Source organism: Microbacterium sp. ISL-59, from assembly GCF_018613945.1.
GTDB classification, from domain to species: domain Bacteria; phylum Actinomycetota; class Actinomycetes; order Actinomycetales; family Microbacteriaceae; genus Microbacterium; species Microbacterium oxydans_B.
On record NZ_JAGGPG010000002.1, the window covers coordinates 662,889 to 675,831 of the forward strand.

At 69.3% G+C, this 12,943-nt stretch carries 12 protein-coding genes; 4 read left to right on the top strand and 8 right to left on the bottom strand.

Annotated elements, in window-relative coordinates; all coding sequences use genetic code 11:
- Nucleotides 1-20: 20 nt before the first annotated feature.
- The 5 genes from J7E45_RS07310 to J7E45_RS07330 all read right to left on the bottom strand — a co-directional run bounded on the left by J7E45_RS07310 (nt 21) and on the right by J7E45_RS07330 (nt 4,067).
- On the bottom strand, nt 21-836 hold the full coding sequence (locus J7E45_RS07310; RefSeq protein ID WP_215068173.1) for a GntR family transcriptional regulator: 816 nt from the start codon (nt 834-836) through the stop codon (nt 21-23).
- A 264-nt stretch (nt 837-1,100) separates the two neighbouring features.
- Nucleotides 1,101-1,472: a type II toxin-antitoxin system PemK/MazF family toxin gene (locus tag J7E45_RS07315; RefSeq protein WP_215068175.1), complete on the bottom strand. Its 372-nt coding sequence runs from the start codon at nt 1,470-1,472 to the stop codon at nt 1,101-1,103.
- Nucleotides 1,469-1,690, bottom strand: coding sequence for a ribbon-helix-helix domain-containing protein (locus J7E45_RS07320; RefSeq protein WP_091032430.1), 222 nt, complete (start codon nt 1,688-1,690; stop codon nt 1,469-1,471). The genes J7E45_RS07315 and J7E45_RS07320 overlap by 4 nt, the downstream gene beginning before the upstream one ends.
- Before the next feature lie 131 nt (nt 1,691-1,821).
- The gene (locus J7E45_RS07325; RefSeq protein ID WP_091032432.1) at nt 1,822-2,985 is read right to left on the bottom strand and encodes an acyl-CoA dehydrogenase family protein; all 1,164 of its coding nucleotides are present in this window, start codon (nt 2,983-2,985) and stop codon (nt 1,822-1,824) included.
- A 152-nt stretch (nt 2,986-3,137) separates the two neighbouring features.
- Nucleotides 3,138-4,067, bottom strand: coding sequence for a M15 family metallopeptidase (locus J7E45_RS07330; RefSeq protein ID WP_215068177.1), 930 nt, complete (start codon nt 4,065-4,067; stop codon nt 3,138-3,140).
- 66 nt (nt 4,068-4,133) lie between these two features.
- Between J7E45_RS07330 and J7E45_RS07335 the strand changes: the two genes are divergently transcribed.
- Complete coding sequence (locus J7E45_RS07335) at nt 4,134-4,925, top strand: IclR family transcriptional regulator (RefSeq protein WP_215068179.1); 792 nt, start codon at nt 4,134-4,136, stop codon at nt 4,923-4,925.
- Nucleotides 4,926-4,936: 11 nt separating this feature from the next.
- Here the strand turns inward: J7E45_RS07335 and alr are convergent, their stop codons facing one another.
- Both alr and J7E45_RS07345 read right to left on the bottom strand, forming a co-directional pair.
- On the bottom strand, nt 4,937-6,853 hold the full coding sequence (gene alr / locus J7E45_RS18175) for an alanine racemase (RefSeq protein WP_215068181.1): 1,917 nt from the start codon (nt 6,851-6,853) through the stop codon (nt 4,937-4,939).
- Entirely contained in the window at nt 6,850-8,328 is a 1,479-nt protein-coding gene (locus tag J7E45_RS07345; RefSeq protein WP_215068183.1) for an amino acid permease, read from the bottom strand. Before J7E45_RS07345 ends, alr begins: the two co-directional genes overlap by 4 nt.
- Nucleotides 8,329-8,618: 290 nt before the next feature.
- On the opposite strand from J7E45_RS07345, the gene J7E45_RS07350 reads away from it, so the two are divergent.
- Both J7E45_RS07350 and J7E45_RS07355 read left to right on the top strand, forming a co-directional pair.
- On the top strand, nt 8,619-9,674 hold the full coding sequence (locus J7E45_RS07350) for a homoserine dehydrogenase (protein ID WP_215068185.1): 1,056 nt from the start codon (nt 8,619-8,621) through the stop codon (nt 9,672-9,674).
- An 11-nt stretch (nt 9,675-9,685) separates the two neighbouring features.
- On the top strand, nt 9,686-11,080 hold the full coding sequence (locus J7E45_RS07355; protein WP_215068187.1) for an aldehyde dehydrogenase family protein: 1,395 nt from the start codon (nt 9,686-9,688) through the stop codon (nt 11,078-11,080).
- Between the two features lie 54 nt (nt 11,081-11,134).
- Here the strand turns inward: J7E45_RS07355 and J7E45_RS07360 are convergent, their stop codons facing one another.
- The gene (locus J7E45_RS07360; RefSeq protein ID WP_105710827.1) at nt 11,135-11,578 is read right to left on the bottom strand and encodes an Lrp/AsnC family transcriptional regulator; all 444 of its coding nucleotides are present in this window, start codon (nt 11,576-11,578) and stop codon (nt 11,135-11,137) included.
- Between the two features lie 112 nt (nt 11,579-11,690).
- On the opposite strand from J7E45_RS07360, the gene J7E45_RS07365 reads away from it, so the two are divergent.
- Nucleotides 11,691-12,893, top strand: coding sequence for a PLP-dependent aspartate aminotransferase family protein (locus J7E45_RS07365; RefSeq protein ID WP_215068188.1), 1,203 nt, complete (start codon nt 11,691-11,693; stop codon nt 12,891-12,893).
- Nucleotides 12,894-12,943: the final 50 nt, after the last annotated feature.

Consider the following 12,943-nt stretch of genomic DNA (forward strand, 5'->3'; position numbering starts at 1 on the left):
GATGTTCGTGAGTGGATGGGTCAGCGCAGGGCGGACGGGTAGCGGCCGGAGGCGGTCTCGGTCGAGATGCCTCCCGCGTCGAAGCCGGTGTCGACGCTGACTCGGAGGCGATCGGTGCGCACGGAGGCGCGGGAGAAGTCGATGGGCTGGCCGCTCTGGTCATAGGCGACGGCCTCGACGACGACGATCGGATGCCCCGGCTCGACCTCGAGCAGACCCGCGAGCGCCCGATCGGCGGCGACGGCTTCGATCGTCCGGTGCATGCGGGCGATGCGGACGCCGGCGACGTTCCTGATCGCGGCGTAGAGACTCGCGCGAGGGTCTCGGAGGTCGGGCAGCACCCCGGCGAAGCGCGAGGGCAGATAGTTGATCACGTGTACGGCAGTGCGCGAGCCCACGGCGCGCACGCGCTCCAGCACGAAGCCCGTGCCGTCGGGAGAGTCGCGTCCGACCACCGCGGCGGCCCACGAGGGAAGCGGCTCGATGCCGGCACGGAGGATCTCCGAGCTCAGGGCGCTGCGGCCGTCCTCGCTGTACTCGCCGAGAAGGCTCGGGGCCGAGGGGAGCGTCCAGGCCGACGGGCCCTGGGCTCGTTCCACGAAGGCGCCCTTGCCCTGCTGCCGGGAGATGATGCCGGCGCTCTCCAGCCGGGACAGCGCGTCGCGGATCGAGGTGCGCGAGGCCGAGAAATGCTCCCGCAGCTCGTTCTCGCTGGGCAGGCGATCACCCGGTCCCCAGGTGCCCTGGGCGATCTCGGCTTCGATGGCGCGCATGATCTGGAACCAGATCGGAGCCGTCGACGTGCGGTCGAGCAGCGGCAGGCTGAGAGTGGACATTCCGGCCTCTTCGGTGAGCGGGTGCGGGAACATCTGCGTTCCCGAGCCGGACTCTCCTGTCCGGACATGTATCGATCATGGACCGATACTTGTATCCCCTGAAGAGACAAGTCGGGAAATTCTCCGACGCCTGCCCTCAGCGCTTGTTTAACGTGCCTGGTCAGGGGTTTTGACACATTCGGTGTTCGCCCGGAGTGCACGCCGACTCCGGTGCAGCCCGGTCAGCGCGGCGCAGCCCGGTACAAGTTCGCCCTGATCCAAGCCTCAGAGCGCCAGGTGCACCCGCAGCGCCTCATCGATCTCCCCCATCTGCTCGGCCGGCACCCAGCCGAGCGGACGGACGATGCGTGCGGTGGAGATGGTCCGCACCTGCTCCGCCTGAGCCTTCGAATCGCGATCCAGCCCGGTGGCGGCGGCGGGCAGCAGCACCTGGAACGGCAGCACCCGCGTGACGTTCGACGTCACCGGCACGACGGTGACTGTGGCCTGCGGGCGTCGCACGGCGACCGCGTTCGCCGTGTTGTTGCTCACGAGGACGGCCGGTCTCGTCTGACGCGCCTCGGACCCGACCGTGGGGTCGAACGAGACGAGGACGATCTGACCGCGACGGAGCGGGGAGAGCGCGCTGTCGCTCACGCGGTGGCCAGGCCATCGGAGGCAGCGGCATCCCACTCGTCGTCGTATCCCTCGGCGTAGGCCTCGGCGTACGCGTCGGCGAGACGGCTCTCACGAAGAAGGCGAACCGCCGCGTGCACCACGGCCGAGCGCGAGGGGTACCCGCCTTCGAGGGCCTGCGCATCGAGGAACGCCAAGTCACTCTCACTCAGACTGAGGCTGACCTTTGCAGTGGACATGCGGCAATACTACTTCGGTAGCACCGTCGGTACCACCCGCGTCTCTCGAGCATTCGAGCGCTGCAGCGTCCCCGGCTGCACGCGAAGAGGCCCCGGATGCCAGAGCATCCGGGGCCTCTTCGAGACGTGCGTCAGCGCTTGCCGGCGATCTGACGGCCGACGAGATCGCGCATGATCTCGTTCGTGCCGCCGTAGATGCGGTGCACCCGAGCATCGGTGAAGGCGCGGGCGATCGGGTACTCCATGATGTAGCCGTAGCCACCGTGCAGCTGCACGCCCGTGTCGAGCACCTCCCACTCGCGCTCGGTAGCCCAGAACTTGACCTTCGCCGCGTCCTCGGCGGTGAGCGTGCTGTTCTTGTAGGCGAGCAGCGCGCGGTCGATATACGCCCACATCGCATCGGTGGTCGCCGCCATGTCGGCGAGCCGGAAGCGGGTGTTCTGGAAGTCGGCGATGCGCTCGCCGAACGCCTCGCGGTCTTTCGTGTAGGCGACGGTCCAGTCGAAAGCGGCCTGCGCGGCTGCGGCTGCGGCGACACCGATCGAGAGACGTTCGAGCGGCAGGTTCAGCATCAGCTGGATGAAGCCCTGGCCCTCCTTGCCGCTGATGAGGTTCTCGTCGGGGACGAACACGTCGGTGAAGCTGAGCTCGGCCGTATCCCAGCCATGGAAGCCCATCTTGCTGAGCTTCTTGCCCTGGTCGAAGCCCTCCATGCCCTTCTCGACGAGCAGCAGACTGAAGGCGTCAGGACGGTTGCCCTCACCGGTCTTGACGAAGGTCACGACGACGTCGGCTGTCGTGCCCGAGGAGATGAAAGTCTTCGCGCCGTTGAGGATGTAGCCGCCGTCGACCTTCTTGGCGTTGGTCTTGATGCCGCGGAGATCCGAACCCGCTCCCGGGTCGGTCATGGCGAGTGCGCCGAGCACTTCCCCCGTGGCCATCCGGGGCAGCCACTTCTCCTTCTGCTCCTGCGTTCCCATGTGCACGAGGTACGGCACGGCCAGGTCGTCCTGGATGCCGAAGGCGCCTGCGAGTGAGCCGGCGCCCGCGGCGATGACCTCCTCCATGACGACCGTGCGGAAGCGGTAGTCCTGCAGCATCCCGGCGCCGCCGAACTCCTCGGGGACCGACAGTCCGATCAGTCCTGCCTCGCCGGCAGCCAGCATGGTCGCCCGGTCGATCTCACCCGCGGCGTCCCACTTCTCGATGGCCTCGTTCGTCACGTGGCGCTTGACGAAGTCCTTGACCAGGTCCCGGAATGCCTCGTGATCCTCGTCGTAGATGTCGCGTTCCATGCCGTCCTCCTGAACGTATCGTGCATCGTTGCTCCGGCGATTCTACGTGTCGGCCACCGCCGCGGACAGGACGTTGTGAGAATGCATCCCATAAGACGTGACACTGGGTACCGCGGTTGTCGGATGCCGCAACCGGGGCCTCCTCCGATGTCTCAGTGCGCGTAGTCAGGGGCCGCCGGGAGCCCGAAGAACTCCTCCAGCGTGTGGAATCCGCCGTCGTGATAGGCCGCGGCGAGGTCGACCCCGACGTAGCGGAGATGCCATGGCTCCGGCGCGTAGCCGGTCACCGGCGTACCCACCTGCTCGTACCGCACGATGAACCCGTACTCCCAGGCGTGGGCCGCGACCCAGTCGCTCTGCGCGGTGCCGCCGAAGCCGTCGAGTCCGCCGCAACCGCTGCCGCACGCGACGACATCGAGGGCGAGTCCGGTCTGGTGCTCACTGTGACCGGGGCGCGCCGACCCGGCATCCGCCTGCCCCTGACCCTGCGACTGCACGTGGGAGTCGTAGGTCGTGACCTGCAGCCCGTACGACCGGTAACCGTTGTTCGCGCCGATGCGGCCTACTCCGGCAGCCTCCGCCGCATCAGCCATCTGCCCGACGGCGACCGCGACGTCGGTCCGCACCCGGCCCGAGGGCGTCGTCATCTGCAGCGGCACGGAGTCGAGCGCCCCGGGCTCGTAGTCCGCGGGCTTCAGCGGAAGGCTCTTGTTCACCACGACCCAGACCCGCGCCGGATCGCGGAGCGAGACGCAGGGGGCGTTGCCCGCCACCACGGCCTCACGGAAGGCCGCTCCACCACCGAAACCGGCCACTGCGGCCGCGTCGTCACCGGCCTGGACGGCCTGTTGCACGGCGGGGTCCGAGCACGGGTCGGCTGCGGTCGTCGCCCCCACCTGCACGGTCGGCACCTGCATCACGGCGACCGGCTCCGGCATCGCGGCAGCATCCGGCGTCGTCGCAGGAACGGAGGCGATCGAGAGCATCATCCCGAGCGCGGTCACGGCGACGCCGATCGGCAGTGCGGGTCCGCGGATCGGGGACCGCGGAGCCGCATGCTGAGCGTGCGGCGAGAGAGGCATTGGTCCATTCTCTCCCGCGCTGCGTGGATGGCACCACCGCGACGGCCACAACGGTACCCTCGACCCATGCCGTCCGCCCCGCTCGCCCCCGCACCATCGAGCAGCATGGGGCGAGGACTCGACGTGCTCACGGCTCTGAGTGCGCTCATCGAGAAGGGCAGCGGCACCACCGTCGGCGAGATCGCCCAGGCCCTCGACCGCGAGCGCTCCCAGGTGTCCCGCACCCTCGCCACCCTCGCCCGTTCCGGTCTGGTCGAGCGTCGGCCCGACCGTTCGTACGCGCTCACCTGGTCCTGGTACGCCGCCGCGCAGGAACTCACCGCGCACCGGATGCACACGCACGGGCTCGCGGTGCTGGACTCCCTCGCGGCGCAGCTCGGCGAGGCCACCTTCCTCAGTGAGCTGCAGGGCGATGCGACCCTCACGACGCTCGAGAGCCTGCCCGCGGACTCCCGCATGATCGGCTCCTGGATCGGACGCTCCTACCCGGCGTACTGCAGCGATGCCGGGCGCGCCACGCTGTGGGATGCCTCGGACGACGAGGTGCGCGCGGTCTTCGGCTCGACCGACTTCACCGCCCAGGGGCCGAACACCCCGGTGTCGGTCGACGACGTGCTCGCGCGGCTCGACGCGGATCGCGAGCGCGGCTTCACCATCGTCGACCAGGAGGCGGAACCGGGCCTCTACTCGGTCGCGGCACCCGTGTGGGACTTCCGCGGAGAGGTCATCGCCGCGGTGCAGGTCGTGGGCACCCGCGACGCGATGCACGAGCGAGTCGCGGAGTGCGGTGCGGCATGCGCGCGTGCGGCCGCCGATCTCTCCCGCCGGCTCGGCGCACCCGCATCCGTCGAGCGCTGACCCGCGGGGCGTCAGACCGAGGCGTCGGCCGCTGCGGTGAGCTCGCCCGCGAACCGGGCGAGCAGGGCACGGGTCTCGCGCGTGGCGCCCTGCGCACGATGGCGCCCTCGGACCGCGAGCGAGGCGATGACCTCGCCACCCCGACGGATCGGGAGGGCGAACTCGTCGATCCTCTCGTCGTACTCTTCGGCGGCCGAGATGAGCCCTTCGGCACGGTCGCGTTCCTGCACGACGCCCACCTCGTCCACGGAACGCGGCGCGGTCGGACCGCCCACGCCGATGAACTGCACCCCGTCGAGCACCACTGCCAGTTGCTCGGGCGTGTGATCCCACAGCAGCGCGCGGCCCGCTCCCGTGCACCAGATCGGCGTGACCAGCCCCGCGCGGATGGAGCGGTCGCCCCCGTCGGCAGATCGCTCGTATCGGAGCAGCACGCCGCGCGCGCCGTCGGCGACGGTGATCAGCGCGTTGACTCCGAGCTGCGCGGCGAGCGTGCGCAGGGCGACCCTGGATTCGCGGAGCCAGGCCGCGTTCAGCACCGCGGCCGTGCGGAAATACTCGGTCCCGGCCCAGAACAGCGAATCATCGTCCCGGCGGAGGAACTGTCGTGACTGCAGCTCGCGCGTGAGTCGCGAGACACGGCTCCGCTCGATGTCGGTGGTGTCGGCGAGCCGCGAGGCGTTGAGACCCGGTCGCGCACGGCGCTCTTGCTCGACGGCCGCATCGAGCAGACTCAGGCCCTGCACGAGTGAGGAGGAAGCCACGACGACCCCTCCTCTCCTGTCGGCCCAGACCTCGGCCATCCTAGCCGGAGGCCCCCACCCCCGACGCGGGAGGAGCCTCCCCCAGGCGACGTAGAGGTCGGCGGCGATGTTGCCGTGGGCCCGCTCGACGTCGGCCGAGGTGATCGCCTCGTCGCCCTGCGCGCCGAACAGCACGACCTCGTCGCCGGGCGTCGCCGGGTCGAGGTGCGAGACGTCGACCAGGAAGCTGTTCATCGCGATCCGGTCGACGATGCGCGCACGGCGACCGCGGATGAGCACCTCGCCGGTACCACTCAGACTGCGATGCACGCCGTCGGCGTACCCCAGCGGGATCAGCGCGAGACGCGCATCCGCCTCGAGCCGGTGCCAGCGGTCGTAGCCGACCGTGCTCCCCCGCGGATACGAGTTGATCGCCGCGATCCGCGACACCACCCGCATCGCCGCTCGGAGCGATCCTCCCAGCGCGTCGGTGTCTCCGTAGAGCCCGGCGCCGATACGGACGAGGTCGAACCGGGACTGCGGCAGGCGCAGCGCCGCGAACGTGGTCGCGCAGTGCCGGGCCACCGCGCCGTCGGAGACGTCGGCGACCGCGCGGGACTGCTCGTCGAAGCGTGCGGCGCCCGCCATCACGTCGGCCTCGTCTTCGCAGGGGAAGTGGGAGCAGACGCCGACGACATCCAGGCGCGGATCCGCCAGGACGCCCCGAGCCGCATGCACTCCCCGGGGCTCACCGACCTCCAGCCCGTCCCGCCCGAGCTCGGTGGAGTTGAGCGAGACGTGCGCGCGGATGCGCACACCCCGAGCGGCGGCGACCCCGGCCACGGTCCCGGCATGCTCGGCCCCGCCGATCCACTCCTCGATGCCGAAGCGGATGCCGTCGTCGACCTCGTCCCGCCCCGCGGGCCGCACGCGCAGGAGACGGCCGGTGAAGCCGCTCGCGCGCACGGCCGCCGCCTCCTCGTTCGACGCCAGCCCGATGAGGCCGATCCGCTGTTCGTCGAGCAACGGCGCCACGATGTCGATGCCGTGACCGTAGGCGTCGGCCTTCACGACCGCGCAGAACCCGACCTCGGGGCCGAGTTCTGCGCGGATCGTGCGGACGTTGTGGCTGATCGCGTTCCGGTCGATCTCGACCCATCCGCCCGTCGGCGTGGAAGCTGTCACGCGTCGACGGGCTCCGCCTCGTGATCCTGCACGACGTCACGCTTCCCCTTGCGCCCGTGCCGCCACCAGAAGAACAGGTAGCACGCGGCGACGAACGGGATGCCGAAGTACAGCGCCGCCACCTGGTTCGGGTCGAACGCGATCGCGATGATCGACAGGAGCAGCAGCGAGAACGCCACGATCGGCAACGCCGGGTACAGCGGCGTCCGGTAGGCGAGAGCGGACACGTCTCCGCCCTCGCGCACGAACTTGCGGCGGTGGAAGAACTGCGAGGCGACGATCGACATCCACACCGCGACGACCGCGAATCCGGCGATCGACACGAGCACCAGGTAGACGGTGCCGGCGGCGATCACGCTCGTGAGCAGCGAGACGAGGCCGATCAGGATGCTGACGCTGAGCGCGATGAGGGGGACGCCGCGCTTCGTGAGTCGCGTGAATGCCTTCGGCGCGTGGCCCTCCTCGGCGAGCGAGAAGAGCATGCGGGCACAGGAGAAGAGCCCGCTGTTGCCCGCGGAGAGGAGCGCCGTGATGATGACGAAGTTCATGATGTCGGGCGCGTACGGCACCCCCACGTACTGGAAGACGTCGACGAACGGGCTGCTGGTGACGCTGGCATCTTCGTAGGGCAGGATCGCGGCGATCACGGCGATCGCGCCGACGAACAGCACCACCAGTCGCAGCACCGTGGAACGCAGTGCCTTCGGAATGTTCTTCGCCGGGTCCTTGGTCTCGCCCGCCGCGACGCCGATGAGCTCGGAGCCGCTGAACGCGTAGAACACGGCGAGCGCGGTGACGATCACCCCGCTGAACCCGTTCGGGAAGAGTCCTCCAGGGGTCTCGAAGTTGCTGAACAGGATCGCCGGAGGGTGCTCCGCCGACAGCGGCGTGAACCCGAAGATCGCCGCACCGCCGAGGACGATCAGCGCGACGATCGCGACGACCTTGACCAGCGAGAACCAGAACTCCGCCTCGCCGAACACCCGGGCCGAGATCGCGTTGAGCAGGAACAGCACGGCGGCGAAGATCAGGCACCACAGCCACACCGGCACCCCGGGGAACCAGCGCTGCATGAGGATGCCGGATGCTGTGAACTCCGATCCCAGTGCCACCACCCAGCAGAGCCAGTACAGCCACGCCGTCGTGAATCCGGTCGCCGGTCCGATCGATCGTGAGGCATAGATGTGGAAGGCACCCGAGACGGGGTACGCGATGGCGAGTTCACCGAGGCAGGCCATGACCAGGTAGACCACGAACGCGCCGATCAGGTACGCGATGATCGCGCCGAGAGGGCCCGCCTGCGAGATGGTGTAGCCGGAGCTGAGGAACAGGCCCGATCCGATCACGCCACCCAGCGCGATCATGATCAGATGCCGGGCGTCCATGGTCCGTTGGAGGCGACGGAGCGGCACCTGTGTCGCCGTCGTGTTCGGCAGGACGTTGGGGAGGGACTTCTCCCCGGGAAGAGGCGTCATCGGAACTCTCAATCGGGTTTGATATGTGCATCATATTCACATCTATGTGCCAATGACGCATTTTATTGGTCGGATGCGGGGACACTATCCGCTCGGCGAGCCGGCCCACAAGACCCCGCGGCGGAATTCTTCGCCCCCGTGACCACTGCCGACCATCCGGCGGAGGAGCTGCCATTCCGGCAGTACCCGCGGCCGATCCGACAGGCGCGCACGGACGTCGCCCTCGCCGACGATGGATCCGTGTCCGCACGGCGTCGCCGGCGACAGCTCATGGAAAGAAGGAGACAACGGTGACTCACCACGACCTCGCCCTCATCGGCTTCGGAGGCGTCAACCGCGCCCTGGCCGAGATCATCCGCGACCGCGGTGCGGCGCTCGTCGACGACCTCGGCTTCGGCCTGCGCGTCGTCGCGATCACCGATCTCCGCCTCGGCTCGCTCATGCAGAGCGACGGCATCGACCTCGACGCGGTGCTCGCGATGACCGGCGCCGACACGTTCGCGGGAATGCCGGGCGGCCACGCCGAGCCCCGCAACGACGACGTGATCCGCAACACCACGGCCGATGTCATCGCCGAAGCGACCTTCACGAACCCGGTCGACGGAGAGCCGGCGATCTCGCACGTGCGCGCAGCCCTCGAGAGTGGCAAGAGCGTGACGACCACCAACAAGGGCCCGGTCGCGCTCGCGGGCGCCGCGCTCAACCGCCTCGCCGCAGAGAACGGAGCCCGCTTCGAATACGAGGGCTCCGTGATGAGCGGGACTCCGGTGCTCCGGTTCGCCGGTGAGACCCTCAAGGGCCTGCGCATCACCCGCATCCAGGGCATCCTCAACGGCACGAGCAACTTCGTGCTGGGGCGCATGGAAGAGGGCAAGTCGCTCGCAGACGCCGTCGCCGAGACTCAGGCCCTCGGGTACGCCGAGGCCGACCCGACCGCCGACATCGAGGGGTCCGACGTGCAGCTGAAGGTCGTGATCCTCGCGAACGAGGTGCTCGGCGCGCAGCTGACGACCGCCGATGTGCCGCGCACCGGGATCAGCGGCATCACCGCGGGCGACGTGATCGCCGCAGCGGCGGCCGGCGAACACTGGAAGCTCATCGGCACGGTCTCCCGCGACGAGTCGGGGGTCATCTCGGCATCCGTCCAGCCGCTCGCACTCGGGGCCGATCACCCGCTCGCCGCCGTCTCGGGTGCCACCAACGCCGTCGCCTTCACGACCGACCTGCTCGGCACGGTCACGGTGTCCGGTCCCGGCGCGGGGCGCATCGAGACGGCGTACGCGCTCCTCTCCGACATCATCGCGATCGATGCCCACCAGAAGTCGTACGCCGGAGCGGTCCGGTGAGCGTGGCGATCATGGATGCCCCGACGACCGGCACCGCCGCACTCCGGGTGCTCGACCCCTACAGCGGCGAGACCATCGCCGAGCTGGCACAGCACACGGTGGAAGACGTCGAGCCGATCATGGAGCGCGCGCGGCTCGGCGCGTCGCTCTCGCGGGAGCTGACCCGGTTCGCTCGACACACGATCCTCGACCGCGCGGCGCGCATCCTCGAGGAACGTGCTGACGAGGCCGCCGCCCTCATCGTGCGCGAAGCGGGCAAGACCATCACCCAGGCCCGCAAGGAGGTGCGTCGCGCGGTCACCACGATCTCGCTCTCGGCGGAGACCGCCCGGGCGTTCGACGGCGAGGTCATCCCCTTCGATGCCTACGAGGGCGGGGGCAACCGCCGTGGCTGGTACACGCGGGAACCGCTCGGGGTGATCCTCGCGATCACGCCCTACAACGACGCGCTCAACCTCGTCGCCCACAAGCTCGGCCCTGCGATCGCGGGAGGGAACGCCGTCGTCCTCAAGCCGTCGCAGCTCACCCCGTTGACCGCACGCTTCCTCGTCGACGTGCTGCTCGAGGCCGGACTCCCCGACGAGATCATCACGGTCGTGCACGGAGACCGCCATGTCGCGCAGGCGCTGGTCGCGGTGCGCGACATCCGCATGGTCTCGTTCACGGGCGGCTTCTCGACGGGTGAGGCGATCGCTCGCACCGCGGGGCTCAAGAAGCTCGCCATGGAACTCGGCGGGAACGCGCCCGTCGTGGTCTTCGCCGATGCCGACATCGCGGAGGCCGTCGAGGCCTGCGTGTCCGGCGCCTTCTGGGCCGCAGGGCAGAACTGCGTGGGGTCCCAGCGCATCCTCATCGAACGCTCCGTGTATGCCGAGTTCCGCGACCGGTTCGCGGCGCGCACCTCGACGCTGCGTGCCGGCGACCCCTCGGATCCGGCCACGGACGTCGGGCCGATGATCTCGGAGGCGGCGGCCGTGCGCGCCGAGCGGATGGTCGACGATGCGGTGCGCGCGGGTGCCCTCGTGCTCGCCGGACACCGCAGGGACGGCTCGGTGTACTGGCCGACCGCGGTCGAGAACGTGGCGCTCTCGTGCGAGCTCTGGAACGAAGAGGCGTTCGCCCCGGTCGTCGCACTGGCACCGTTCGATTCCGAGAAGGAGGCCGTCGCCGAGGCCAACAGTGTCGACTACGCGCTGCACGCCGCGGTCTTCACGACGGACATCGGTCGCGCGCTGCGGGTCGCCGAGGCGCTGGATGCCGGAGGCGTGATGATCAACGACTCCTCCGACTACCGCATCGACAGCATGCCGTTCGGCGGATCCAAGTACGGGAGCATGGGGCGCGAGGGCGTGCGCTTCGCGTACGAGGAGATGACCCAGCCCAAGGTGACCTGCATCACCACCTGAGAACTCCTCGGGGAGGGCGGGGGTCCAGGGGGATACCCCTGGACCTCCCGAGGTTCAGGCGCGGTCGATCACGCGGGTCAGCGACACGGCCGTCACCGTGTTCGCGACGCCGGGCACGGCGGCGAGCATCTCCCAGATCTCGCCGATGCGGTCCATCGAGTCGGCCTCCAGCATGACGAGCAGATCGAAGTCGCCGGACAGCACGTCGCACCGCCGCACTTCGGGAATCTGCGAGATCTCGGCGATGACCGCGCCGCCGCGCATCCGGTCGGTGCGGTAGACGAGCACGATCGCCGAGACCGGGGAGCCGCCGGCGTGCCCCGGCGTGACGGTGTACCCGCCGATCACGCCCTGCCGCTCCATGCGCTCCATCCGCTGCTTCACGGCGTTGCGCGAGAGATGTACCTGGGATGCGAGTGCGACCAGGGGCACGCGGGCGTCTTCGGTGAGCGCGGCGAGGATGCTGCGATCGATCTGATCGAGGTGAAGCCGCTCCATCGAGACCTCCTGAGTGTGTGCTGCAATGTGCATCATTCACAATTGCATGTGTCTATTATGCACCTTAGAGTGGAATCGCACCCACGAGCGGTGCAGGAACGAAGGAGTCACCATGGGCACTCGCCCCGACCGCAAGGATCCCCTCACCCTGTCGGACCTCAGCCTGGCCGTGCATGCGGGCAACCAGCTCGACTCGACGATGGCGCTTCGCACCCCGCTCGTGATGGCCAACTCGTATCAGCTCCCCGACGATCCGAGCGAGATCAGCTGGTCGGCCACCGCCCCCGGGCTGTACACGCGCAACACCGGCGTGAACCAGTCGGCACTGGAGCAGAAGCTCGCCGCGCTCGACGGCGCCGAGGAGGCCGTCGCCCTCGCCTCGGGCGTCGCGGCACTGCACGCCGTCTTCTTCACCCACATGCGCGTCGGCGACCACGTGATCGTGAGCGACGTGGTGTACGAGGCGACCTGGCGCCTGTGGACCGAGCTGCTGCCCCAGCGCTACGGGCTCGAGGCCACCTTCGTCGACATCGGGGATCTCGATGCCGTCCGTGCGGCCATGCGCCCGGAAACGCGCCTGGTGTGCATCGAGGCGATCGCGAACCCCACCACCAAGGTCGCCGACGTGGCGGCGATCGCCGAGATCGCGCACTCCGCCGGCGCGATCCTGATGGTCGACTCGACCTTCTCGCCGCCGCCGTTCTACCGCCCCATCCAGGACGGCGCCGATCTGGTCGTGCACTCCCTCACGAAGTACCTCAACGGACACGGCGACGCGATGGGGGGATCGGTCGCGGGCAGCCATGAGCTCATCCAGCCCATCAAGGCCGACGCGATGGTCGATGTCGGCGGCATCATCTCGCCCTTCAACGCCTGGCAGATCCAGCGCGGCACGGTCACTCTCCCCCTACGGCTGCGGCAGCACTTCGACTCCGCCGCCCGCATCGCCGAGATGCTCGCCGCCGACGACCGGGTGGAGTACATCGCCTACCCCGGTCTCGAGTCCCACCCCGACCACGCGCTCGCCGCCCGCCAGTTCGATGGACGCGGCTTCGGCGGCATGATGGCGTTCGCCGTGAAGGGATCGCCCGACGTGCAGAACGCGTTCGTGGCGAACCTGCGGCTGATCACCTCGGGCTTCTCGCTCGGCCACGACGACTCGTTGATCGTGCACACCGGAACCGAGGGCGGCCGCGTCGCCACCTATCCCGAGCCCTTCCGGAAGTTCGGCCACCTGCGCCTCTCGGTCGGCCTCGAAGACGCGGACGACCTGCTGGCGGACCTGAGCGCTGCGCTCGACGCGACGTTCCCCTGAGGGTTGATCCGTCGAAGATAGTTACCATTCCGGGTTGACATCGAGTCGAT